The following is a 24670-nucleotide window of genomic DNA, read 5'->3' on the forward strand; positions in this document are numbered from 1 at the left end:
ATAATGCATTGAACAAACGTTTGTTCATGTCTGGTTTATCGTTTGCGCACCGAGATAATTGCACTTCGTCGGCAAAGCGTCAATCCGGTTTTTTGTGACAATTTCATCCGCCAAAATATGGTGGGCCGCCGCACGCCGTGCGACAGCCCCTTGTTTGATCTGGCTTGTTTGCGCTTGATGCCTATTGGCCGACCCCGTCGGGGCAGGCCGCAACGCCTTCGGCGTTTCCTTGCCGGAAGGTCATTGCAAGCACAAGGCCGGCAATGGCGGTGGCCGCGCCCGCAAGCGCCACGGCCCGATAGCCGAAACCGACATCGATCACCGCGCCGCCGAGCGCAGCACCGATCGCATTGCCGAGATTGAAGGCGCCGATATTCATCGCGGAGGCGAGATTGGGCGCATCGGATGCCTCCTGAACCACACGGGTCTGCAGCGGCGGCACCAGCGCGAAGCTTGCGACACCCCAGAGAAAGATCAGTGGCGCTGCAAGAACCGCCGATCCCATGCCGAGCGCGAACAGGACCAGAACGACCACGACCGCGATCAGCGAGACGATCAGCGTACCGTCCAGCGAGCGATCGGCAAACCGCCCGCCGACCACATTGCCGACGGCCAGTCCGAGGCCGTAAACCACCAGCATCGCCGTCACGAAGGTCGCGCCGGCGCCGGTCTCGACCTGCAGAATCGGCGCGATATAGGTGAAGACCGTGAACATGGCGCTCGCGCCAACGACGGTCAGCAGCAATGCTGTCAGTACCGGCCGCCGGAACAGATGGGGTGATTGGGGTCTCGCCCGAGCCCAGATGCGGGCGGCTGCTCCTGTCGGGATGTTAAAACGTGGTCGATTGGAATGGCCATAAGCATCGGGAAGGAGCAACCATGACGTATTTTGCCGGACTGGACGTGTCTTTGGAAGAGACCGCAATTTGCATTGTCGACGAGAGCGGTCGGATCGTGAAGGAAACGCAAGCGGCGAGCGAACCACAGGCCTTGTCGGATGCGTTACGGAAGGTCGATCTGCCGCTGGAGCGCATCGGACTGGAAGCGTGCTCGCTGACAGCCTGGCTTCACGACGGGCTGCGCGACCAAGGCCTGTCGGCGATCTGCATCGAAACGCGGGCTGCCAATGCGGCGATGAAGACGATGCCCAACAAGACCGATCGCAACGACGCCCGCGCGCTTGCACAGATCATGCGCACGGGCTGGTATAGGCAGGTGCATGTGAAGAGCCGGCAATGCCGCCTCTGGCGCTCTCTTCTGGTCGCCCGTCGCACGATGTTGAACGAGATGCGTTCGATCGAAAACGTGGTGAGAGCAATGCTGCGCGAGGCCGGCGTCAAGCTCGGCACGCCGTCGCGCACCGCCTTTGCCGACCGCGCGCGCGCGTTGGCCGGCGCCGAGACGCAAGTGATGGCGATGGTCGAACCGCTTCTTGCGATCCTCAGCGTCATGCTGAAGGAGCTCGCCCGCTTGACCAGGCGGCGTCGTCAACTTAACGGTAACGAGGGCAGACCATGACAACGGCCTGTTTCGCCGATCATGCCCGTGCGATTTTTGTGCACAGGTTCATCGCCGCGGAACGCAATTCGCGATGATGCTTGGAAGGGATGTCGTGGCGCGGGATGTGGAACAGGTTGGCGATCGGGTCATGGATAGAGGCAAAGCGTTGGAGATGTCGCTGTGACTTGAAACGTTTCATGATCCGCGCGCGTCGCCGGACTGGCGGGTGAGAATTCTCCGCCCGATTATTCAACCCTGTGTGGGAGCGATGCTCGACACCCGGCATGATTTCTCGCTTTGCCGCGCCGCAGGATCGCAGCTTGTCTGTGATCATTACCTGCGACGATCGTCCCTGGCTCTTCAGCAGTTTGCGTATCAGGCGCTTGGCGCCTTGGCATTTCGGCGGCTTTGAACGAGAACCTCCAGGACGAGAACCGTCCTGATCAACGGCGCGCCACAGCCAATGCTTCTTGCCACGGATTGAAAAAACGGCTTCATCGAGATGCCACCTGTCCCCAAGCCGACCGGACAATCGACGACGGATGTCGTTGGCAAAGGTGCGGCCGAATTTCTATGCCCACCCCCGGACGGTTTGGTGCGAGACAATGATCCGCGAGCAGCCAGCAAGTCCTCGACCATTCGCAGGCTCAGAGGAAACCGGAAATAGAGCCACACGGCGTGGGCAATGACTTCAGCTGGGAAGCGACGGCGACGATATAGTGGATCACGGTCTGTCATGGCCCGTCATTCGCACATCAAGTTCCACATTCCGTTAAGTTGACGATGCCCTTCGAAGCGCTCGACGCATGGAAAAGTGCGGCCTGCATTGCCCAAAATTCCTGAACGCCCGGCCCTTCTAAACCTGCCAAACTTAACGTGACAACGCCGTCTGACCCTAGCGCGTCAGCATGTAATCGGAAGGCGACCCGCGTTCTTCCAGTGTCTTGAGGATCACTTCATACGCGCTGTCGATATCCTCCCGCAGCGTCTTCACCGCGCCTTCAGCATCGCCCGCGCAGATCCGCTCGTAAAGTGCGCGGTGTTGACGGTTCGAGGCCTTGTAGTGGCCGTGTCGCTGCAGCAGGTGGAACTGCGGATTGATCCTGAGCCAGAGCGTGCTGATGATTTCGAGCAGCAGTTCGGAGCCAGCCTGTGCGTAGATTGCGAAGTGGAACTCGTAATTGCGGTGGATAAATTCCCGCACCTGTCCGGTAGATTCGGCCTCTTCCATGCGTTTCAGCAGGGTTTCGAGTTTTGCCTCGAACTTCGCCGTTCGGTTCGCGACCGCCCAGGTTACGGCCGACGCCTCGACTTCGCAGCGCACTTTGCGCAGGTCCTCCAGCTGTCGCGCGCCAAGCAGGGGCACGCCGATGGAGCGCCCCGAGACGACCGTCAGCGCTCCGAGCGCCATCAGCCGTGAAATCGCCTCACGGACGGGCATCGGGCTGACGTTCAGTGCTTTGGCGATGCTTGCCACTGTGACTGATTCCCCCGGAGCGATTTCGCCCTGAAGGATCAGATCACACAGGCGCTGGTGAACCAGGGCCTGAAGCGTCTCCTTTTTCAATGGCGTCACGTTTTCGAGCATGGCGGATCCTCTTCTGCTGCAGGCCAAGCTACGAAATTTCGCTGAAAAGAGAAAGATTTTTTGACTTTTGATCAAAGATATTTAATCTTAAATCTCATCGGCGACGGGGAGTGTCGCCTTTAACGGGAGGAAGCCATGATTGGACGTTTACTTGCAGGCGCAGCCTGCGCCATCGGCCTTGCCGGGGCAGCGCAGGCCCAGGACGCCGAGCCTTACAATGTATTCTTGTCGATGAGCTACATCGGCAATGACTGGCAGGCCGAAGCCTCGAACATGATCAAGGCGCTGGCCGCATCCGAGGATTACAAGGATCGTGTCGACCTTGAGGTGCAGGTTGCCGGCCCCAATGCGCAACGCCAGATCCAGCAGATCAATGCCATGGTGCAGGCCGGCGCCGATGCGATCGTAGTCTATCCGATCTCGCCCACCGCGCTGAACAGCGTGGTGCGCAGCGCCTGCTCACGCGGCGTGACGATCATCGCCTACGATGCCGAGATCACCGAGCCCTGCGCCTATAACGTCACCATCGATCAGGCCGAAGCGGGTCGCAAGACCGCCGAATGGCTGGTCGAAGAAATGGGCGGCGAGGGCGACGTGGTGATGGTAACCGGAGTTCCCGGAACATCGGTCGACACCGCCCGCACCTCGGCAGCCAAGGACGTGTTTGCCGAGCATGATGGCATCAATATCGTCGGCGAGGCCGTTGGCATGTGGAGCCAGGCGGTGGCGCGGACCGAGCTCAACAAACTGATGGCGACCCGCGACTGGTCCGATATCGACGGGCTGTGGATGCAGGTCGGCTGCTACACCGCCAACGCCATGCAGCTCGAGGCGGGCCAGGCGCCTGAAGCCCTTCTGCCTTGCGCGGGCGAGGGCTCGAACGGCGGGCGTATCCAGATGCTGCCGGCCAATGCCGAAGTTGACGGCGCATCTTCACCTTACGCGCCGATGGGCGCAGCGCGGATTTCCTATGCTTCCCCGCCCTATTCCGGCGCGCTGGCGCTGAAGCTGGCGGTCGATAAACTCGATGGGGCGGATATCCCGCAGCACACCACCCTGCCGCTGCCGCTGGTCACCAGCGAGACGGTTGAGCTGTGCGAAACCGGTAGCTGGGAAGAACAGAAGGCGGGCTGCAATGCGTTCCAGCCAAGTCTGGTGTCGAACCCGGGCTGGTTTGCCTCGATCTTCTCGGAAGAGCTGCCGCAGCTCGGTTTGAGCGCCGCGCTTGTGGGCCAGCCCGAGCGCTGATCCGCGCCCCGATCCGGCGGCGGGCTGCCGCCGGACACCTTCACAGCATTCTCGAGGACGCCATGTCATCCGCACCCGCTGTCGCGGTCTCCGGCCTGACCAAGGCTTACGGGCCAACCGTGGCCAACGACCAAGTCGAATTTTCCGTTGCCAAGGGCCGCGTTCACGCGTTGCTCGGCGAAAACGGAGCAGGCAAGTCGACCACGATGAAGCTGTTGTCGGGCCTCGTGCAGCCCGACGCCGGCAGCATCTGCATCGACGGTCGGGAGACCGCGTTGCGCTCGCCGCGCGACGCCCATGCGGCGGGCGTGCAGACAGCCTTTCAGGAACTCACCCTGGTGCCCGACCTGACGGTGCTCGACAACATGCTTCTGCCGCGCGCCCCCTGGACGCCGCTCGGCACGCTGAACCGTACCCGCACCCGCCGCGCCGTATCGGCCCATTTCGAAGCACTGGATCTCGCCGTTGACCTTGATGCGCTTGCCGGCGAACTGACCCTCGCGGTCCGCCAGAAAATCGAGATCGCCCGGACGCTCTATCGCAAGCCGCAGATCCTGTTGCTGGATGAGCCGACCTCGGCCCTGTCGGGCAGCGATGTCGACTGGCTCGGCCGGATCATCGCAGATGCCGCCGCGCAAGGGATCACGGTGCTGTTCATCTCGCACCGCATGCCCGAGGTGCGCGCCTTCTGCGATACGCTTACGATCCTGCGTAACGGCCACTCTGTCCATTCGGCGAAGGTATCCGAGGTCACCGATAACGAGGTGGTCGAAATGATCATCGGGCGCTCGGTCGAAAACGCTTTTCCGCCACCGCGCGCCGCGCGCGACAGGCATGGCGAAACGCCGGTGCTGGCCACGCGCGCCCTGTCAGCCGGGCCGAAGCTCAAGGACGCCGACATCGCGCTGCACCAAGGCGAGATCCTCGGCATTGCCGGCCTTCAGGGCATGGGCCAGGAGGCGCTGTTCTCCGCGCTGTTCGGCCAGGAACACCTGCAGGCAGGCCACATCGAACTGGATGGCACGCCGCTGCATTTGCGCTCGCCCGCGGACGCGCTGCATCCGTCCGTCGCCATTGGCCTTGTGCCTGAAGAACGCAAGACGCAGGGTCTGTTTCTCAAGCTTTCCGGGCGGCACAATGCCAGCCTTCCGGTGCTGGAGCGGTTTGGCCGCGGCCCGCTGCTGGATGATGAAGCGGAGGCGCGCGCCGCAGCGGGCGCCTTTGCCGCCGTCGAGGTCGATGGACGTGCGCATTATCTGTCTGCCGGTGCATTTTCGGGCGGCAATCAGCAGAAGATCGTGCTGGCGAAATGGCTGGTGGCGCAAAGCCGTATCCTGCTGCTCTTCGATCCCACGCGCGGCATCGATGTTGGCACCAAGGAACAGCTCTACGCGCTGCTGCGCGCCTATTCCGATGCGGGCGGCTCCGTCCTGCTGCATTCAACCGAAATCCCCGAACTGGTACATCTGTGCGACCGGGTCGGTGTGCTCTACGAGGGCCGCGTGAGCCGCTGGCTTGAAGGCGACGGCCTGACCGAGAACGCCATCATGGAAGCGACGCTCGGCGGCAGCGATCCACTCCACATTTCGACACCCCGCGACCGGCAGGAGATACCGGCATGACCGACCAGACTGTTGTCTCCACACCGCGTGCCGGCGGCCTGACAGCCCTGCGCAGCCTGAAACGCAGCCAGGCCGTGATTGTCGCCGCCCTGGTGTTTGCCGGCCTGATGCTGCTGAACAGCTTTCTCAGCCCGTACCCGCTGAGCTATTTCGACATCTCCTTTCTTGCCAGCGGCGGCGCCACGACCGCCATCGCCGCTGCCGGGCAGACGCTGGTGATCATTTCCGGCGGGTTCGACCTTTCGGCGGGCGCCGTGGTGTCGCTGGTCAACGCGGTGCTGGCAACCGCGATGGATCCGGCGAACATGGAGGCTTCCGTTCCGCTCTGGACCGCGATTGGCATCGCCGTCGGCATGGGCGTCGGCGCGGTGAACGGCTTTTTCGTCGCCTTCATGCGCCTTCAGCCGATCGTGGTGACGCTGGCGGTGATGTTCATCGTCCAGGGGCTGACCCTGCTGATCATGGCGACACCTGGCGGCTTCGTCGCGCCGTCGATGGCAGCGGTCTATCTCGGAGACACCCTGCCGGGCCTGTTGCCCGCGCCGCTGACCCTGCTTGGCGTGTTGATCCTGGCGTGGCTCTGGCTCAAGCGCACGGCATTCGGCGTGGCGCTGTTCGCGGTGGGCAGCGATCCCGAGGCGGCGCGGGCGACGGGGCTTAGAACCCGGACCGTCACCTTCTTCACCTACATGCTGGCAGGCGGGCTCTACGGGTTGGCCGGGGTGTTCGTCAGCGCCCAGACGGGCAGCGGCGATCCGCTCGCCGGCAACGCGCTGCTGCTGCCAACCTTCGCCGCCGTTGTCATTGGCGGTACCCGGCTCGGCGGTGGCAAGGGCGGTATTCCCGGCACCATCCTCGGGGCCTATATCCTGATGATCGTTGTCAACCTGCTGCTGTCGCTCAACGTTTCGGCCTATTACGCAACCATCGCCGAAAGCGCCGTGCTGCTGATTGCCGTGCTGGCGGGGTCGCTGAGCAAAGACAGTCCCCTCTCGCACCGCCTCGGCGAGTTGAAGGACGCGTTCGCCGCCCGCCGCAAGGGCTGGCTGGTATCGCAGCGTGCTTCGGCGGACCACAGACTTGCCTTCACGCAGCCTTCCGGAACCGCGCCGAAGCTCACCTTCATGCAACGCTATGGCGCGACGCTGCGCCATGCGCTTCCCGCCTGGCTCTGCCTGGTGCTGGTGCTGATCGCGACCCAACTGGTGCTCGGTGGCGTGTTCACCGGATGGCGCTACTGGGACGCGCTGCTGGTGCTATCCAGTTTCCTCGCCATCCTGGCGCTCGGACAGGGTGCGGTGATCCTGACCGGCGGTCTCGATCTGTCGCTGCCATGGTGCATCGCGCTATCGGGCGTGCTGATGACCGGGCTTGTCGGCGGTCAGGACGCAGGTCTTCTGGTCGCGTTGCCGGTGGTGTTCGCCGTGGCGGCGCTGATCGGGCTCGCGAACGGGCTTGGCGTGGTGGCGCTGGGGCTTTCGCCGATCGTGGTCACGCTGGCGATGAACGGCATTCTGCAGGGCGCGGCGCTGATCTGGTCAGGCGGCACGCCGGCGGGCTTTGCCCCGCCCGCGCTGCGCTGGCTGATGACCGGGAAGATCCTTGGCGTGACCCCGGTTATCCTGTTCATGATCGCCTTCGCCGCGCTGGCGATCCTGCTTCTGGGGCGTACCGTCTTCGGTCGCCACGTTTATGCCGTCGGCAACAGTGCGCTGGCCGCGCGCCTGTCGGGCGTGCGAAGCGGGCGGGTGATCGTCTCGGTCTACATACTGTCGGCGCTTTGCGCCGCTCTGGTGGGCATATTGCTAGCAGGCTTTTCCGGACAGGCGAGCCTGGGCATGGGCGACGACTATCTGCTGCCCTCGATCGCGGTCGTGGTGGTCGGCGGCGCGCTGATCACCGGAGGACGCGGGCATTACGCCGGCATGCTGGGTGGCGCGTTGCTGCTCACCGCGATGCAGACATTGCTTGCGGGCACTGCGCTGCCCTTTGCCTTCCGATCCGTATTCTTCGGCCTCGTCATCCTGATGGCCGTTATCGCCCTGCGCGAATGAAGGAGATTGCCATGAATGACACCCCCCGCATGATTTTGCCCGGCCTTGCCGGAAAGCGCATCGCGATCAGCGCAGGCGCAGGCGGGATCGGCCTGTGCATCGCGCGCGAACTCGCCCGCCAGGGCGCCCGGCTGGCGATCTGTGACGTGGATTCCTCCGCGCTTGAGGCTGCAGCCACCGAACTTGGCGCCGAGGTCGCGATGCTGGCTGACGTCTCGGACGAGACCGAGGTCGCGGCATTCTTCAAAGCCATCGAGACCGGTATGGGCGGGCTCGATGCGCTGGTCAACAATGCCGGGATCGCCGGCCCGACCGGCGGCGTCGATGCCATATCGACCGCCGACTGGCGACGCTGCATCGATATCTGCCTGACCGGGCAGTTCCTTTGCACCCATTATGGCGTGCCGATGCTGCGCGCGGCGGGTGGCGGGGCCATCGTCAACATCTCGTCTTCTGCGGGCAAGTTCGGCTATGCCTTCCGCACCCCTTATGCATCGGCCAAATGGGGCGTCGTCGGCTTCACCCAGAGCCTTGCCAAGGAACTGGGGCCGAACAATATCCGCGCCAATGCCATCCTTCCCGGCATCATCGCCGGACCGCGCATCGAAAAGGTGATCGCCGCCCGCGCCGAGCAGACCGGTCTCAGCCACGAGGCGATGACCGAGCGCTATCTTTCCAACGTTTCGCTGCGGCGTATGACCCCGCCGGAGGACGTTGCAGATATGGCCGCCTTCCTGATCGCCGATACCGGCCACAACCTGTCGGGGCAGAGCTTTCCCGTCGATGGCAATGTGGAGGCGCTGTGATGGCCTCTCCCGTCGCTTGCGTCGGCGCCGGCCTGATCGGCCGTGCCTGGTCCATCGTTTTCGCCCGCGCCGGCCATGATGTGCGGCTCTGGGACGAGAACGCCGAAGCGCCGCATGCCGCGCGCGCCTTTGCCGCCGAAATGCTGCCTGAGCTGAGCCGGCTTGGTCTCATCGATTGCGACCCCGAGGCGGCGCTTGCGCGCATCCGCCCCGCCGCCACGCTGGAAGAAGCGCTGGACGGAGTGGAACACGTGCAGGAAAGCACATTCGAGGAGATCGGCGTGAAGCGCGCCATCTTCGCGCGGCTCGATGCGATTGCGGGGCCCGAAACGGTGCTGGCCTCGTCGTCTTCCGCCCTGCTGCCCTCGGCGGTCTCCGAGGAGCTTGCGGGGCGTCATCGGGTGATGGTGAACCATCCGATCAATCCCGCCTATCTTGTCCCGGCGGCGGAACTGGTGCCCGCGCCATGGACCGATCCGGCGCTGATCGAGCGCACGGCGGCCATGCTGCGCGCGGCCGGCATGCGCCCGATCGTCATGCAAAAGGAGATCGATGGCTTCGTCATGAACCGGATGCAGGGCGCGCTGCTGCATGAGGCCTTCCGGCTGGTTGCGGATGGCTATGCCAGCGCCGAGGACGTTGACGTCGGCCTGCGCGAGGGACTTGCTCTGCGCTGGTCGTTCATCGGACCGTTCGAGACCATTGACCTCAATGCCCCGGAAGGCGTGCGGCAATATGTCGAGCGCTATGCCGGCATTTATGACGGCCTTTCCGAGCAGCGTCCCGCCGACTGGCGCGGCGCGGTGCTCGACCGCATCGAGGCAGAGCGCCGCGCCGCGCTTCCCGCAGAAAACATCGCCGACCGGCAAGCCTGGCGTGACCGGCGGCTCATGGCACTTGCCGCCCACAAGCGGCGCGCCACAGACGAAATCGGAGACTGAGACCATGCCTGACAAAGTAATCATTACCTGCGCCGTGACCGGCGCCATCCACACTCCGACCATGTCGGAATATCTGCCGATCACCCCCGACGAGATCGCTGAGGCCGCCATCGGTGCGGCCGAGGCCGGCGCTGCGATCCTGCATCTGCATGCGCGCGATCCTGAGACCGGCAAGCCCGATCAGTCGCCGGAAGCCTTCGCGCCCTTTCTCGGCCGCATCAAGCAGTCGACGAACGCGGTTGTGAATATCACCACCGGCGGTTCGCCCTACATGACTGTGGACGAGCGCACTAAACCGGCGGCTGAGTGGTCGCCCGAGGTCGCCTCGCTCAACATGGGCTCGATGAATTTCGGCTTCTTCCCGCTGTTGGCGAAATACAAGGAATTCAAGCACGAATGGGAACGTGAACACCTCGAAGGTTCGCGCGACCTGGTGTTTCGCAACTCGTTCAAGGACATCGAATATGTGCTGGAGACGTGCTACGGCAACGGCACGCGTTTCGAGTTCGAATGCTATGATATCTCGCATCTCTACAACCTCGCCCATTTCGCCGATCGCGGGCTGGTGAAGCCGCCATTCTTCGTGCAGTCGGTGTTCGGGCTTCTGGGAGGCATCGGCACCCACCCGGAGGACGTGATGCACATGAAACGCACCGCCGACCGGCTGTTCGGCAGCGATTTCCGCTGGTCGGTGCTGGGCGCGGGCAAGGACCAGTTCCGAGATCGCCGCTCAGGCGGTCAGCATGGGCGGCAATATCCGCGTCGGGCTTGAGGACAGCATCTGGATTGCGCGTGGCAAACTGGCGGAGAGCAATGCCCAGCAGGTCGTCAAGGCGCGTGCCCTCGTCGAGGGACTGGGGCTCGAGATCGCCACGCCGGACGAGGCACGCGCGATGCTGGCGCTCAAGGGCGGCGACGCGGTGAATTTCTGACAGGGAGGAAGACGGTTATGAAGATCGACATTCTGCTGGACGTTAAGACCACGCTGGGCGAAGGCCCGGTCTGGGACGTGGAGAGCCAGCGGCTCTATTTCATCGACTCGATGGATGGACGGGTGTTCTGCTGCACCGCCGAGGGCACCGAGTTGCGGGCCTGGGACGTGCCGGGCAAGATCGGTTCCATGGCGTTGCGCAAGGACGGCTCCGGCGCGATCGTTTCGCTGGACAAGGGGTTCCATCTGCTGGACTTCGAAAGCGGCGACTGCCAGTTGCTGCACGACCCCGAGCCGGAGATGGATACCACCCGTCTCAATGACGGCAAATGCGACCGCAGGGGACGGTTTTTCGCCGGCTCCATGGACATGATGGAAGAGGGCCCGAAAGGCGCGCTCTACCGGGTCGATCCGGATCTCAGCGTCACCAAGGTCGATGACGGCATCATCTGCTCGAACGGGCCGTGTTTTTCGCCGGATGACCGGACCTTCTATTTCACCGACACCTGGACCGGCGAGGTCTGGGCCTATGACTACGATATCGAGACCGGCGCGGTTTCGAACCGGCGGACCTTTGCGAAGGTCGACACAGCGAACGGCGGCGCGGCGGATGGGGCAACCGTCGATGCCGAAGGCTATTACTGGCTGGCGCTGGTCTATGATGGGCGGCTCTGCCGCTACGCGCCGGACGGCACGCTCGACCGCGAGATCGAGATGCCGGTGAAAAAGGTGACCAGCGTGCAGTTCGGTGGACCCAACCTCGATGTGCTCTATGTCACATCGATGGCGAAGCCGCCGCTACCGCGTTTTCCCGGCGATGGCGTCTTGCGTGGCAGCCTCTTCGCAATCACGGGGCTGGGGGTCAAGGGACTTCCCGAACCACGCTTCGGCGGTTGAAGCGACTGTTTTTGCGGCTCACCTTTGCGAAAAGGCGCGGTTGTCGCCCTTGGCTTCGGCATCGGCCACTTGCCGAGCCGCCGAGCTCGACAATAGGACTTGAGACGGCGTTGTCACGTTAAGTTTGGCAGGTTTAGAAGGGCCGGACGTTCAGGAACTTTGGGCGATGCAGGCCGCGCTTTCCCCTGCGTCGAGCGCTTCGAAGCGATGGTAGCGGGTTGTTTGCGCAGCGCGGCGGCGGGCTGGAACTGAAAAGCAATTGCGGCTAACGGAGTGCATGGCGACGAACCGTTGCAATGCTTCCGATGACCGGTGGCTTTGCATGGTTCGTTCCCGTTTTCGAAACGGCAGGTGTCTGTTCTCGGCCTATTGTTGAGCCCTTGTGCGACCAATGGTTAAGTCCGGGTACCACGTCCGCCTTCGCCGCACCGTACCAGCGCAGTTTATCGGTGATGATCCGCTTTGGAACAAAGCCATACTGATCCATTTTACGCCAGAGCGCGCCTGCCGTCGCCGCAGATTGCAGGCAATCCGAGGTCCGAGCTTGTCGATCCAACGGCGGATTGTCTCATAGGAAACGCCGATCCCACGCTCGAGCAGCATTTCCTAAACTTCACGCAGGCTCAGATTGAACCGCAGGTAAAGGCAGACGGCATGGGCAACGATTTGTGGCGGAAAACGGTGACATTGATATCTGGTTTCTGCATCGCCGAAATCCAAACCCAACCCGAGATGTAAGCAATCGCATGCAGGTTAACCTGACAACGCCGAAAAAATGGCTAAGACACCAGATCCAGAAGTTACAGAACGTGCGATCCGAATGAGGGCTTTCAAATGGGTGTAACACCCAAGCGAAACATCTCCAGTAAGTCAAATATATGTAGGTATTCAGATAAGTGGCGGCTTCACGGTCGAATAGCTCACGGACGCCCTAATCTATTTGGTTGAAAAGAGGATGGAGTGAAGAAATCAATTCTCCGGTGCATCTTATTGTTATAGATTCTGGGTTTTCCCAAATGTAGACTGTAGAGGTATTTCGGCGGATGGATCCTCTCCTTTGCTTTGACTAAAGGGTGTTGCAAAAAAACATGACTTTTGCAAAATCCTGTCCCCGTCAATGATTTCAACACTTTGTCGCTTGTAAAAGTCCGTATGGTTTTTCTTGTGTCAGGTAGGATTTTATCCTACCATTTATGAGAACAAAGAAAGTACGGAATAGTGGAAATGGTCGAGAAGATTAGCATCAGCCTACCCCCAAATATGTTGGACGCCATCAAGGCGCAGGTGGCGTCGGGTCATTTTTCATCCACCAGTGAAGTCTTGCGAGAGGCCATGCGTCTGTGGCTCAAGACTGAGGAAGAGCGCGAAGAGCGTCTTAAAGCCATTCGGGCACGTGTCGCGCAATCGGTCGATGACCCTCGCCCGCCCGTTCCAGCCAAAGAAGCGTTTGGCCGTATCCGTAAGAACTTGATGGAGCGGCATTCAGATCAATGAAACAGTTGCCCGTTTACCTTCTGGAATCGGCGCTGAATGATATTGACGAGATTGCAGAATACGTTGCGTGAGTCAGCAGCTCGCTGGAAGTCGCTCTTGATTTTGCCGCTCGCATCGAGCGGCAATGCATGAAGATCGGCAACGCGCCATATGGCGGCGTTGCGCGCGATGATCTGCACGAGGGTCTCCGGATGGTTCCCTTTGAAAGCAGTGCTGTCATTCTGTACCGCATCACTGACAGCACCATAGAGATTGTAAACGTGTTTTATGGTGGTCGCGACTACGACACCATCATGCGTGGCTCAAACGAATGAAAATCGGCTATGCCCGCGTCAGCACCAGAGATCAGAACCCTGGCCGCCAGCTTGTCGCCCTTGATCGCCGCCGTTGACATTCGGCAAGCTCTGACGCGCGAACACCGGCAAAGGCGAAAACGCTCTGATGATCTTGTCCATGACTGGCCTTGAGTACCGGCTTGGGTTCTTGATGCGAACCGTGTAGCGGCTCTTGCGCTCCACGAAAGTGGTGACATTGGCATGGCCGAGAGGGCGTTCGAAGATGAAGAGATCTGCCTCCCAATGCCCAAACATCGTTAACTAGGGGACTTAGCGACGCTTGCGATGCTTCGAACTTTTCTGGGTCCAGTATAAGGGTAATGGATTCCCGCAGCAGTCTACCTTCATCATCCAACTCGTCCGCGAGAGCACTGTCGGTGAGATATTCTGTTCCGTCTCAACGCCTTTGATACAGATTTGGCTCAACGGATAAGGGGTCAGAACAAGATTTGTTCCTGCAGACACGCTAAGGTCGAACGGATCATCAACAGTCGTCGCGAACCCGAATAATGATCTGACGACTAGTCGTAAATTTCCCTGCGATCGCCGAAAGACTCATCCCCGTTGCGAGGTCGTCTCGCATCTCCTGTTTCTGTTTGTCGTTGAGAGTCGCGGGGTGTCCGAGGGCTTTGCCTTCCGTTTTTGCACGTTTGAGTGCGAATTCCGATGAAGCCGGCCACCGTTGGGGCTGAACCTGGGTCAATGTGGATGTTTGGTTCGGGTTCTCGCCATCGCCTTCAGCATCCTGGCGTACCGGCCATCGCCGCGTGCCAGGGCACGTGCGGCAAAGAGCCTTGGCGCACGGTGGTAGACGACGGAGAAGTCCTCCCGGCAGGCCTTGTGGCCCAGGGCGCAGGTGAGCCAGCTCTTGCCGACGCCGGCCGGACCGGTGATGAGGAGCCCGTGCCGCTTTCGTATCCAGTCGCAGGTGGCGAGATTGAGGAACATCGTGCGGTCGAGACCGCGTTCGGCACGGATATCGGTATCCTCGACCTGCGCGGCATGGAGCAGCCGGGCTGCCCGGGCGCGGGCCTCGAAGCGCTTCGTCCGCCGCAGCGTCGCTTTATGCTCAAGAAGGATGGCGAGCCATTTGCCATGTTCGAGGGCGCGGGTTTCCGGCTGTGCATCGAGGTCCCGGAAGGCCTTGGCCATGCCTGCCCAAAATCATTCGATGACGGACAGCTATCGCCGGACACAGTTATCCAGCGAGTGCCGCAAATTGTTGAAAAGCGGAGTGGTCAGCTGCCGGGCGTTGGCCCTTTCGGATCATATTGGCAACCTCAATTCCGTCCAATGCAGCTGATGCTGACGAAAAGGATTTAAAGCCATTCATAGGGCACGTCAGCTTCTTGATGAAGCGGTGGTCCTGTTCAATCTATTAGGTCAGCTATCGGGCGCCCTGAAATCACTGGCCAATTTTCGTCGGGCAAGCCGTCTGGCGCCTATCCACGTGATGAGTGAAACACCCGAGTTTTCTCGTTTCCGTAAATCATGACGCGGCGCATGACGCCGCGGCTTTTTTCGGTGTTGACAGACGCGCGCGCTTACATCAGTCCCAGAAGGCGCGGCAGGCCTGTTGTGAGCGCAGGGATATAGGTGATCATCAAAAGCGCAATCACCAATGTTATGAAGAACGGCAACAGAGGCTTTGCGACCTTTTCGATGCTCACGCCGCCGATGCTGCATCCGACGAAAAGAACGGAACCCACAGGTGGTGTCATTGACCCGATACCGAGGTTGAAGATCATCATCAGGCCGAACTGCACCGGGTCCATGCCGACTTCCCGCGCAATCGGCAGGAAGATCGGGGTGAATATCAGCACTGCCGGCGTGAGGTCCATGAAGAAACCGATGATCAAAAGGCAGATATTCATGATCAACAGGATCACGATCGGGTTCTGGAATGTCAGCAGAGCATCCGCAATTGCGTCCGGAATGCCGGTGATCGTCATCACATAGGACATCACCCCGGAGGCGGCGATCAGGAACAGGATGACGGTGCTGGTGACCATCGAGCTTTTCAGCACGTCGATATATTCCCGCCAGGTGGCAAGGCGGTAGATCAGCGAGAGCACGAAGGAATAGAGAACGGCGACAGCAGCACCTTCCGTTGCCGTGAAGGCGCCGATCACGATGCCGCCGATGACGACCACGACCATGAGTAGCGGCGGGAGAGCCTGCCAGACGATCTTCACGGCTTCGCCGAGGCCGGGGATTTCCGAGACCGGAAAATTCCGCCGCTTGGCGATGATGCCCGCCACGATCATGACAGACAGCCCCATGAGCATACCGGGCACATAGCCGCCGATGAACAGCGCGGAAATCGAGGTGCCGCCGGAGACCAGCGAGAACAGGATCAGCGGGCCACTTGGCGGGATCAGGATGCCGGACGGCGCCGAAGCGATGTTGACGGCAGCAGAAAAGGTGGGGTCATAACCCTCTTTCTTCTGCAATGGCGCCATGGTGCCGCCGACGGCGGCGGCTGCTGCGATCGCCGAGCCGGAGATCGACCCGAACAGCATATTGGCGATCACATTGGTATGCGCGAGCGAGCCGGGCAGGCGGCCGCCGAGCAGCTTTGCAAAATTCACCAGCCGGATGGCGATGCCACCCTTGTTCATGATGTTGCCGGCAAGGATGAAAAATGGAATCGCCAGCAGGGTGAATGAATCGACGCCGGCAAACATCTTCTGCGTGGCGACGAAGAAGGCGACCTTCGGCGGCATGAAGAACAGGCCGGTGACGATGGATGAAACCGCGATCGCCACGGAAATGGCGATGCCCTGGGCCAGCATCAGGAAGAACAGGCCGAAGAGCAGGATGGACGCGAAAACCGTTTCGTCCACGTAGTCGAAGATAAAGTCCATGTCAGAGGCTCCCGACCGGCTTGAGCGATGCCCGGTTGCTGTCGCGCACCAGGATGATCATGTTCAGAGACTGAAGGATGAAGATCAGCACGGCGGCGATCGGCATGATCAGGTAGACGTCACCGATGGGAATACGCATGATCGGGGAGAGCTGCGTCATCGACGATGTGACCGCCTTGATGCCTCCGAGGAACATGATGAACACGGCAAACACCAGAACGACGGAATCGTTGATCAGCATAAGGATCAGTTTCTTCCGCCCGGACAGCGCATCGACCGCGAAGACGAGCGACAGGTGCTGGCGCGTGCCGAAGGCGTAGGCGGATCCGAGGAACGCCATCCAGATCATCATGAAGCGGAGAAGTTCTTCGGTGTAGAGTGCCGGTGAGGCGAGCACATAGCGGGTGAACACCTGCCACAGCATCAATCCGGCCATCACCGCAAGCATGGCGGAGGTCAGGTAAAGCAGGGCGCTTTCCAGAGCATGTTTTGTTTTGTCTATCATGGATGTCCTCCATGTCCCGTACGACAGCGGCGGAACGGCGTCTTTCAGGACTGTTCTTTTGGCGCGTCCGCGAAGGTACCCTCCCTGGGCGGTCGCTACTGATGATATCATGCATCATGAAAAAAGATTGCGCCATATGAAAGAATATTTCATATTGTGTCAAACGGAGTGATGCAGATGAAAAAAGAAAGCCGACGTCTTCGGCTGAGCGATCTGGCGCGCTATTGCGGCGTCTCGCCATCCACGGCCTCGCGGGCGCTCTCTGGAACAGCGGGCGTGCGGCCGGAGCTCAGGGAAAAGATCTTGCAGGCTGCCAAGACACAGAACTACCACGTTCCGATGTCTATTGCGGGCATGAAGGTCATTGTCGCAGCCAGCGCCAGTGCCATGATTGACTATCAGCGCAATCAGTTCACGGCGTTTGTCCTGGAAGGCATGCGGGAGCGCGCGGAGGTCCTCGGGCTGTCGCTGACGACGAAAGCGATCTCCAGCGCCGAAGACGAAATTCAGATGCTGGAGGATGCTGCCGGAGATCCTGAAATCGCCGGTGTGTTGATGCTCACCATCGATGAAGACGAGATGCTGGTGCCGGCCCGCGCCTTCAATAAGCCGGTCCTGCTGGTCAATGGCGACGATCCGCTGATGCGGCTGTCGAGCATCGCCCCGCACAACCGCGCGGCGGCAGCGCTTGCCACCCGCCACCTGAAATCGCTTGGTCACTCCCGGATCCTGTTTCTTTCGCGTCCCGGTCGACGCACGATCCTGCGGCGTCTGGAAGGATGGCGCGATGAGATCGAGCCCACTTCAGGTGTTGACTGGCGCGACCTTGTTGTCGACGCGACGGACTGGACGCCCGAAGCAGCTATCGATGCTGTGCGCCGCTATGTCGAGGAAAAGGGAAGTGCGTTCACGGCTGTTCTGGCGGCCGGAGACAGCCTTGCGGCGGGTGCGATTTTCGGGTTGCGCGCGCTCGGCCTTTCGGTTCCCGGCGATGTCTCGGTTATGGGGATTGATGGCCTGCCGCAGAGCGATTTCCTGGATCCGCCGTTGACCACCGTCCAGATTCCGATGCGTGAGATCGGGGCTGCGGCCCTGGATATGATGCGCGATCTCGTTGACAACGAGCCATTTCTCCCGCGCCGCACGGAACTGTCTTGCGCTTTGATAGAGCGTGGGTCCACGGCGGGTGTGAATGGCGGCAAGGGCTGATCTATAAACCGAAATCAGGAGACCGGCGGACAGATTGCCCGCCGGACTTCGCAACAGATCTCAGTCGAACTGATGGATCGTGCCCTCGATTGTCCAGTCGGCGGGGTTCAGGTTCCGTCCCTCCGCCACGATCGCGCCGTCCGGACCGAATGAGACATGGCCATAATCCGGGTCGACGACTGCGACGGTTCCGTCTTCGGCAAGCGTGAAGGCGCAGGCCTCGAAACGTTTCTGGAAACCGGCAAGTCCACCGTCAACCTCCCCGCCGTCGGCCAGCCGGAACATCCAGGCAGTCTTGCGGCCGTTCTGGCGGATTTCCATGCCGGCCGTCGGTCCGGTTGTCACCTGTTCGAGAGGCGTCGTTCCGGTCACCATGACGAAACCGTTCCCCGAGCTTGCGCAGGCAAAGTGCGTACCGGCGATGGTTTTGTCAAAAACCTGGGCAGGGAACCAGATATGGCTGAAATCCGGCTGCCCTTCGTGGGTTTCGAAGAGAACCACGGCTAGGTTGCGATACTGATGCACACGCGGCAGTGCGCCGCAACCACCCCAGTAGGATGGCCTGCCGAAACCGCAATGAATGACCTCGCCTGGATGGTTCACCCAGATCTGGGCATCGGGATTGCGCCCGACCCTCAGTTGCAGCACGGTTTCCTGATAGCCCCATTCGCCCCAGCGATAACGGGCCAGCGATCCCATTGCCGTTTCCGCAGTCTTGTAGTGGTAGAGATGGGCGAACCGGTTCTCGCCTTGCGAGAACGTCCATTCCTGCCGCTTTGCACCGGTAAGGCGGGCGGTGTCGCGATCGCTCGCGGGGATCACGAGGCCGAAATCTCGCAGGCATAGCAGGAATTGCGGTAGCGTCTGGAAGGTGCGTCCGTAATATCCGCGCGACCAGAGGACACGCGAAATTGCTGAAAGCTCGCTCGTGCGTGCTGCCATCAGTGTGTGCTCGTAGGAGCGCCCCTGTGCGGCTGTCAGCGTGCCGTGATGCGCCGAGGCGGCGACGACCGCAATCAGCCGCAGGATCGCCTTGCGGGCGCGCTCGCGGATATCCTCGTCATGTGCCAGTGCATAGAGCGTCGCCAGGCCCTTCAGGTCGATCGGGAAATAGGGCACCGAGTTGAACTCGGCCATTTCCCATTTTTCGAAGTGATCGAACCAGTCCATGAGCCGCGCTGCACCGCGTTTTGACTGCTCATCGCCGGTCACATTGGCGCGGACAAAACGCTTGTCGGCATGAAAATGCCCCGCCAGATAGGCGGCTGTGTGAAACAACAGCGCGTGGTTTTCCGAATAATACCACTGCACGTCATTGCCAGGCTCGTCCATCCAGTAACGGAAGTTGAGTGTTGCCGCATCGATCCGCTTGCGGATGTCCTCCGAAAGAAGATCTCCATAGCGGATCCGGCCGAACAGCAGTGGAACGAGATGAAAATCGGCGCAGTCGTGGCAGTTTTCGATTTTCGGCAGCGAGACCTCGATCATCGCCTCGGTCTCAGCGTCGCCAAGACCGAGCCCGAGCCGTGCCAGCGCAGAAATCGCATCGGCATAGCCATTGTCGGCGACATGCCGGAGCGCCTCCTCAATTCGGTCGTCAAAGCTCTCCGGCGGTTCGCCCTGTTCCTCGCAGCGCGCGATTTCAACCGTGAATGGCCGCGACAGGGTCAGGCCACAGGCGGCGAGGCGCACGTCGAAATGGCGAAAGTCGCTGTGGAATGCGGATACGTCACCGACGACAAGCCGCGAGGAACCCGCGGGCAGGCTTGCGTTAAACGTGTCGTGCTCTTCGGCCAGAAAATCGCCCGCGACGATGATTTCGACATCAAGGTCCTGACTGACGGTTTCGGGGCAATGAAAGGCAACCTCACCCGACGAGTAGGCCGGGCGCTCGAAATGCATGGTTTCGAGCATGTTCTCGATTTCGTCGGCAAGCCCGCTTTCGCAGGGAACGTTGAGAGAAACGGAAGCCGCTGGGCCCTCGCAATAATCGAGTTCGAAGAAGTAGCGGGCATCGCGCTCAGCAAGATCGTCGAAGAATACTGCGATATCGTTCAGGCCTGCCTTTAGTTGGACTTCGAATTCCTGATCGGTCTCGAAATTACGCTGATAGACGCTCATGGAGCCCACTTCCGCGCCGTTGACGAACAGGACTGCACCTCCGCAGCAACTGAGCTTCAACTTTGCCGTTCCGGAGGTTTCAGCTTCAATACGGGTTTCCGCCCATGCGGAAACCGCGGTGGCGCGGAACCAGAAACCGGAAAGGTCGACTCGCGGCGAGCCGAAGGGCGTCCAGATGCGCCCGGGTCCCTGTTTTTCGACGATCACAGGGCGTTTGCCGCGCCGCTCGCTGACGAATTGCGTGCGGCAGGGATATTCGTGCGGGATGAAGTTCTTCTCCTTGGTGAGAAAGAATTGGGCATCCATTTTCCCCGACATGGTGGTGTCGGACACGTTGTATTCCTCTTGGGCTATGGCGGATACATGCCAGTAGCAGATCGGCGCAGCATTCGGCAGCGGCCGACGCATTGCGCCATTTTGTGCTTGTTGGGCCATCACAGAAGATCTTTCACGGCAACGGGCGTCACATCGTTATAGGCTTTGTTTTCACCGGTCATACCCCAGACGAAGCAATAAGGTCCGGTGCCAGCCCCCATATGGATCGACCATGCGGGCGAAAGTATGCTCTGACGGTCGGCCACCACGATATTACGCACTTGGTTGGGCTCGCCCATGAAATGCATGACCCGGTCTTCCGGCGCCATATTGAAATAGACATAGGCTTCCATGCGCCGCTCGTGCACATGCGGCGGCTCGGTGTTCCAGATGCTGCCGGGCGCGGGCTCGGTGATCCCCATCAACAGCAGGCAGCTCGGCGACACTTCCGGGTGAATATACATGCGCAGCGTGCGCTTGTTGGCATGTGCCTCATCGCCCATGGTGACCGGCTTGGAGTCGGCCTGGCGAATGAGCGCCGACGGCACGGCGTAACCGGCCGGAACCGAGTTCATGTAAAATGCGGCAGGGTTGGCCGGGTCCTCAGAGGCCATGCGGACGGATTTCGTGTCGCGTCCGACATAGACGATGTCGCGATGCTCGACCGTATAGACCGCATCGTCAACCGTCACGGCTCCCGTTCCGCCGAGATTGACGATGCCCATTTCGCGGGCATCGAAGAAGCCCGGCGTTCCGACGGCCGAACCGTCGGCGATTTCAGCGTGCCCGTTGACCGCCAGAAAGCCGCCGATGATCATCCGGTCGACATGGGTGTAGACCATCTGCAGCTTGTCGGCGACAAACAGGTTATCGAGCAGGAATTCCTCGCGCAGACGCTCATTGCTGTATGTGCTGACGTCTTTGGGGGAGACGGAATAGCGTGTGTCTTCAAACATCATTCTTCCTCCGCTTTGGCAATATTAAGGGCTTCGACCAGCAGCAGCAGGGCCATGGACTGGCCGTAGCCGGTCGGCTGGATCGGAATGTCCTTGTAGAACTGAAGATCGTGACCCATGCGGGTGCCGTAGGAGACATTGTCGACGATGCCGTCTTCGCCGATATTGTCGAGCGTGACGGCAAGCGCTTTCAGGCCCGCTTCGCGCCAGCTTTCCGGGCCGATGCCAAGCCGCGCGCCCTTCAACAGAGCGTAGCCGATGGCGGCGGTTGCAGAGATTTCCTCATACGACGTCAAATCGTCGACCAGCGTGTGCCATGCGCCGCTTTCCGCCTGATAGCCGATCAGCGTTTCAAGCTGCGCCTTGACGACTTCCGTCAGATAGCGCGTCGCGGCGTCATCGAGTTCGGCCAGTTCGAGCAGGTCGAGAACGCCGGCGGAAATCCAGGAATTGCCGCGCGCCCAGCGGGCCCGGGCAAAGTTGTGGTTGCCGTCAAAGGTCCAGCCATGGAACCAGAGCCCGGTTTCCGGCTCCGACAGATAATGCGTGTGCACCAGGAACTGGAAGGCGGCTTCGCTCACCAGATCGCGCCGGCCGGCGCCCTGCCCATAGCTCGCCAGAAACAGCGCCACCATGAACAGTGTGTCGTCCCACAATTCATCATCGTTGATCTTGTCGGACACATTGTGCTGAAAACCGCCGCAGCGCGTGCGCGGCATCTCGGTCAATATCCTGTTGGCCCAGTCCTTCATCGGCGCTTCGAAGCGGGGATCGCGGGTTTCGCGCCACAGAAGGGAGAGCGCCAGCATCGGCGCGGTGGTGTTGACGTTCTGCGGCGGCAACCCCTTCTCGATATGCGCGGAATACCAGTCCTCGAGCAGGGTCTTCACCGCCGCATCGCCCGTCTTCAGCCACATCTGTGCCAGTCCGTAAAGCCCGACACCCTGAGGCCATTCCCAGGCGTTGAAGCTGACATAGTCGCCGGCCGTACCGTCGAGATTTGGTTCGTTGAACTTGCCTTCGTCGCGCAATGACTTCAGGCCATCAACCAGCAGCTCGATCTTGTGTTTCAGTTGATTTCTGGAAAGCACGGGTTTTCCTCCGATGCAGGATCATGATGGCAATATGATGCATCATGAAAACTAATTGCGAAATATGAAATATTATTTCATCTCAGGATGTGGTGGCGGCAATGCCCTGTCGCGTTCGGCAACGCGCAGAAGCCGCTGCGCAGACGCGCACCGCCGAATTTTCCTGGATGATAGGGTTTACAGCGGACCGCCTGACCGGCGATCCGCAAGCAGGCATGGCCTCAGCGGGCGAGCCAGCCGCCATCGACGGCGATGGTATAGCCGTTGACATAAGAGGAGGCTTCGCTGGCGAGGAAGACGACAGGTCCGGCGAGATCGCGCGGAAGGCCCCAGCGCGCGGCCGGAATCCTGCCGAGGATTTCGCTGCTGCGCTCCTCGTCGGCTCTCAGCGCGGCGGTATTGTTGGTCGCCATGTAGCCGGGCGCGATGGCGTTGACGTTGATGCCATGGTGCGCCCATTCATTCGCCAACAGTTTGGTGATGCCCATGACGCCGCTTTTCGAGGCTGTATAGGAAGGCACCCGGATTCCACCCTGAAACGACAACATCGAGGCGATATTGACGATCTTGCCGCCATGGCCCTGCGCGATGAACTGGCGGGCGACGGCTTGAGATAGGAAGAAGACGCTTTTGATGTTGATGTTCATCACGTCATCCCAGTCCTTCTCGGAGAAGGAGGTGGCGTCTTCGCGGCGAATGATGCCGGCATTGTTGACCAGAATGTCGATCTTGCCGAATTCACTGACGGCCCTTTCCACGATCCGCGGAATGTCGTCCTGCTTCATCAGATTGGCTTCGATCGACACGAAACGGCGTCCGAGCGCCTCGACCTTGGCGATCGTATCCGCCGGCTCGACAATATTGACGCCGACAATGTCCGCGCCGGCCTCGGCTAGCGCAACGGCCATGCCCTGACCGAGACCGGTATCGCAGCCGGTTACAATTGCCGTTTTTCCGGAAAGGTGAAAATCATCGGTGATCATGGTTCTTCCAATCTTTGGGTGGGGGCGATATCGCGAGCGGAAATCTGACAGAGCAGAAGCGCGTTTCGCGGACGTCACTTGATTGCAGCTGACGGCGAGGTGCTTGGGAAAATAAAAAGGCGCTTCCTGTTTTATGAGACAAGAAGCGCCTTTTCCGTCAGGTCCGGGAGGACTTTACTGAGCGTTCTGAATGGCGTCGACCAGCTGGCCGACGGCCGGATCCTTCTTGTATTCCTCGATCAGCGGTGCGACCTTTTCCTGGAAAGGCGCCTCGTCGGGATGGACGATGGTGACGCCCATTTCCTCGATCTGCTGCATGGCCTCGTCGACAGCTTCGTTCCAGACTTTCTTCTGTTCCTGGGTGGCATGGACCGCGGCTTCCTTGATGATGGCAAGCTGCTCATCCGTCAGCTTGTCCATTGCCGTTTTGGAGATCACGAGGAAGTCGGGAATGCGCAGATGCTCGTCCAGCGAATAGCATTTGACCACTTCGCCATGACGGCCGAGCGTCAGCGCTGTCGGGTTGTTTTCGGCGCCATCGATGACACCCTGCTGCAAGGCGGTGTAGATTTCACCGTAGGGCAGGGGCGTGGGAATGCCGCCCATCAGCTCAACCATCCGGATGGAGGTATGCGAATTTATGACGCGCAGCTTCTGGCCTTTCAGGTCATCCGGCGTCTCGACGCATTTTGATTTGGTGTAAAACGAACGGGCTCCGCTGTCGAAATAGGTCAACCCCATGAAGCCGCTGTCGAGCGAAGCCTGATAGACCGGGTCGACAATCGGCCCGTCCATGACATCGTAGAAGTGCTCCTGACTGTTGAACAGATAGGGAAGCGTGAAGGCTTGGTAGATCGGGTTGAAGTTCTCGAGATTGGCAGCGCTGACGCGTGTGATGTCCACGGCGCCGTTCTGTACCTGCTCCAGAACTTCGCGTTCAGATCCGAGAACGCCGTTCATATAGAGCCTTATCTTGACTTCGCCGTCGGTCTTTTCCTCAACCTCTTCGGCAAACTGTTCGAGCACCATGCTTGTCGGATGGTCCGCCGCCAGCGCATCGGCCAGCTTCAGGCGTACGGTGGCGTTCGCCGAACCGGCTGCAAGCGTCATGCCTGCGGCCAATATAGCCAGTGCAGATGTCATTTTCTTCATTGTCTCACTCCCTGTAGCGCATTGTTTTCAGTTTCCATGGCGCTCGAAATGCAAA

Annotated in this window: 19 protein-coding genes and 7 pseudogenes; 11 read left to right on the forward strand and 15 right to left on the reverse strand. The window is 60.6% G+C overall.

Annotated features, from left to right (window positions below; genetic code table 11):
- Positions 1 to 181: 181 nt before the first annotated feature.
- Positions 182 to 898, reverse strand: a pseudogene (locus AC0L7L_RS20825) (MFS transporter); the annotation flags it as partial.
- On the opposite strand from AC0L7L_RS20825, the pseudogene AC0L7L_RS20830 reads away from it, so the two are divergent.
- A pseudogene (locus AC0L7L_RS20830) lies at positions 880 to 1482 on the forward strand (IS110 family transposase); the annotation flags it as partial. The pseudogenes AC0L7L_RS20825 and AC0L7L_RS20830 sit on opposite strands and share 19 nt — an antisense overlap.
- A gap of 55 nt (positions 1483 to 1537) precedes the next feature.
- Here AC0L7L_RS20830 and AC0L7L_RS20835 read toward each other — a convergent pair.
- Both AC0L7L_RS20835 and AC0L7L_RS20840 read right to left on the reverse strand, forming a co-directional pair.
- Entirely contained in the window at positions 1538 to 2032 is a 495-nt protein-coding gene (locus AC0L7L_RS20835; protein ID WP_473514152.1) for an IS6 family transposase, read from the reverse strand.
- 363 nt (positions 2033 to 2395) lie between these two features.
- Complete coding sequence (locus AC0L7L_RS20840; protein ID WP_473514153.1) at positions 2396 to 3088, reverse strand: GntR family transcriptional regulator; 693 nt, start codon at positions 3086 to 3088, stop codon at positions 2396 to 2398.
- Positions 3089 to 3223: 135 nt separating this feature from the next.
- Between AC0L7L_RS20840 and AC0L7L_RS20845 the strand changes: the two genes are divergently transcribed.
- The 7 genes and pseudogenes from AC0L7L_RS20845 (at position 3224) to AC0L7L_RS20875 (ending at position 11587) form a co-directional block, all read left to right on the forward strand.
- Positions 3224 to 4336: a sugar ABC transporter substrate-binding protein gene (locus AC0L7L_RS20845; RefSeq protein WP_272214485.1), complete on the forward strand. Its 1113-nt coding sequence runs from the start codon at positions 3224 to 3226 to the stop codon at positions 4334 to 4336.
- Positions 4337 to 4398: 62 nt separating this feature from the next.
- Positions 4399 to 5958: a sugar ABC transporter ATP-binding protein gene (locus AC0L7L_RS20850; RefSeq protein WP_473514154.1), complete on the forward strand. Its 1560-nt coding sequence runs from the start codon at positions 4399 to 4401 to the stop codon at positions 5956 to 5958.
- Positions 5955 to 8012, forward strand: a complete 2058-nt coding sequence (locus tag AC0L7L_RS20855) for an ABC transporter permease (protein ID WP_272214484.1) — start codon at positions 5955 to 5957, stop codon at positions 8010 to 8012. The genes AC0L7L_RS20850 and AC0L7L_RS20855 overlap by 4 nt, the downstream gene beginning before the upstream one ends.
- An 11-nt stretch (positions 8013 to 8023) precedes the next feature.
- On the forward strand, positions 8024 to 8818 hold the full coding sequence (locus AC0L7L_RS20860) for an SDR family oxidoreductase (RefSeq protein WP_473514155.1): 795 nt from the start codon (positions 8024 to 8026) through the stop codon (positions 8816 to 8818).
- Complete coding sequence (locus AC0L7L_RS20865) at positions 8818 to 9759, forward strand: 3-hydroxyacyl-CoA dehydrogenase (RefSeq protein ID WP_272214482.1); 942 nt, start codon at positions 8818 to 8820, stop codon at positions 9757 to 9759. Before AC0L7L_RS20860 ends, AC0L7L_RS20865 begins: the two co-directional genes overlap by 1 nt.
- A 4-nt stretch (positions 9760 to 9763) precedes the next feature.
- Positions 9764 to 10691: pseudogene (kce, locus tag AC0L7L_RS20870) on the forward strand (3,5-dioxohexanoate:acetyl-CoA acetone transferase).
- 17 nt (positions 10692 to 10708) lie between these two features.
- Positions 10709 to 11587: an SMP-30/gluconolactonase/LRE family protein gene (locus AC0L7L_RS20875; protein WP_272214480.1), complete on the forward strand. Its 879-nt coding sequence runs from the start codon at positions 10709 to 10711 to the stop codon at positions 11585 to 11587.
- A gap of 150 nt (positions 11588 to 11737) precedes the next feature.
- Here the strand turns inward: AC0L7L_RS20875 and AC0L7L_RS20880 are convergent.
- Positions 11738 to 12313: pseudogene (locus AC0L7L_RS20880) on the reverse strand (IS6 family transposase).
- A 498-nt stretch (positions 12314 to 12811) separates the two neighbouring features.
- On the opposite strand from AC0L7L_RS20880, the gene AC0L7L_RS20885 reads away from it, so the two are divergent.
- Complete coding sequence (locus AC0L7L_RS20885) at positions 12812 to 13081, forward strand: type II toxin-antitoxin system ParD family antitoxin (protein ID WP_272214479.1); 270 nt, start codon at positions 12812 to 12814, stop codon at positions 13079 to 13081.
- On the opposite strand, the gene AC0L7L_RS20890 is transcribed toward AC0L7L_RS20885, so the two are convergent.
- Positions 13075 to 13260 carry a hypothetical protein gene (locus AC0L7L_RS20890; protein WP_272214478.1) on the reverse strand — a complete coding sequence of 62 codons (186 nt, stop codon included), beginning with the start codon at positions 13258 to 13260 and terminating at the stop codon, positions 13075 to 13077. The genes AC0L7L_RS20885 and AC0L7L_RS20890 overlap by 7 nt on opposite strands.
- On the opposite strand from AC0L7L_RS20890, the gene AC0L7L_RS20895 reads away from it, so the two are divergent.
- Entirely contained in the window at positions 13210 to 13395 is a 186-nt protein-coding gene (locus AC0L7L_RS20895; protein WP_473514156.1) for a type II toxin-antitoxin system RelE/ParE family toxin, read from the forward strand. The two genes, AC0L7L_RS20890 and AC0L7L_RS20895, sit on opposite strands and share 51 nt — an antisense overlap.
- Before the next feature lie 87 nt (positions 13396 to 13482).
- Here the strand turns inward: AC0L7L_RS20895 and AC0L7L_RS20900 are convergent.
- The 5 genes and pseudogenes from AC0L7L_RS20900 to AC0L7L_RS20920 all read right to left on the reverse strand — a co-directional run.
- Positions 13483 to 13668 (reverse strand): annotated as a pseudogene (locus AC0L7L_RS20900) (IS30 family transposase); the annotation flags it as partial.
- Positions 13669 to 14139: 471 nt separating this feature from the next.
- Positions 14140 to 14568, reverse strand: a pseudogene (locus tag AC0L7L_RS20905) (ATP-binding protein); the annotation flags it as partial.
- 46 nt (positions 14569 to 14614) lie between these two features.
- Positions 14615 to 14791, reverse strand: a pseudogene (locus AC0L7L_RS20910) (DDE-type integrase/transposase/recombinase); the annotation flags it as partial.
- Between the two features lie 169 nt (positions 14792 to 14960).
- Positions 14961 to 16283 carry a TRAP transporter large permease gene (locus AC0L7L_RS20915; protein ID WP_473514157.1) on the reverse strand — a complete coding sequence of 441 codons (1323 nt, stop codon included), beginning with the start codon at positions 16281 to 16283 and terminating at the stop codon, positions 14961 to 14963.
- Between the two features lies 1 nt (position 16284).
- The gene (locus AC0L7L_RS20920) at positions 16285 to 16788 is read right to left on the reverse strand and encodes a TRAP transporter small permease (RefSeq protein ID WP_272214476.1); all 504 of its coding nucleotides are present in this window, start codon (positions 16786 to 16788) and stop codon (positions 16285 to 16287) included.
- Between the two features lie 168 nt (positions 16789 to 16956).
- On the opposite strand from AC0L7L_RS20920, the gene AC0L7L_RS20925 reads away from it, so the two are divergent.
- Positions 16957 to 17997 (forward strand): LacI family DNA-binding transcriptional regulator, encoded by a 1041-nt coding sequence (locus AC0L7L_RS20925; protein WP_473514265.1) that lies wholly within the window; start codon positions 16957 to 16959, stop codon positions 17995 to 17997.
- Positions 17998 to 18057: 60 nt separating this feature from the next.
- Here the strand turns inward: AC0L7L_RS20925 and AC0L7L_RS20930 are convergent, their stop codons facing one another.
- From AC0L7L_RS20930 to AC0L7L_RS20950, 5 genes are all read right to left on the reverse strand, one after another.
- Positions 18058 to 20553: a hypothetical protein gene (locus AC0L7L_RS20930; protein ID WP_473514158.1), complete on the reverse strand. Its 2496-nt coding sequence runs from the start codon at positions 20551 to 20553 to the stop codon at positions 18058 to 18060.
- Positions 20553 to 21389 (reverse strand): 5-dehydro-4-deoxy-D-glucuronate isomerase, encoded by an 837-nt coding sequence (gene kduI / locus AC0L7L_RS20935; RefSeq protein ID WP_473514159.1) that lies wholly within the window; start codon positions 21387 to 21389, stop codon positions 20553 to 20555. The genes AC0L7L_RS20930 and kduI overlap by 1 nt, the downstream gene beginning before the upstream one ends.
- Positions 21389 to 22480, reverse strand: coding sequence for a beta-galactosidase BglB (gene bglB, locus AC0L7L_RS20940; RefSeq protein ID WP_272214474.1), 1092 nt, complete (start codon positions 22478 to 22480; stop codon positions 21389 to 21391). Before bglB ends, kduI begins: the two co-directional genes overlap by 1 nt.
- Positions 22481 to 22701: 221 nt before the next feature.
- Positions 22702 to 23463: a 2-dehydro-3-deoxy-D-gluconate 5-dehydrogenase KduD gene (kduD, locus tag AC0L7L_RS20945; protein WP_272214473.1), complete on the reverse strand. Its 762-nt coding sequence runs from the start codon at positions 23461 to 23463 to the stop codon at positions 22702 to 22704.
- 174 nt (positions 23464 to 23637) lie between these two features.
- Entirely contained in the window at positions 23638 to 24615 is a 978-nt protein-coding gene (locus AC0L7L_RS20950) for a TRAP transporter substrate-binding protein (protein WP_272214472.1), read from the reverse strand.
- Positions 24616 to 24670 lie beyond the last annotated feature (55 nt).

Source organism: Martelella sp. K41-7 (assembly GCF_055808365.1).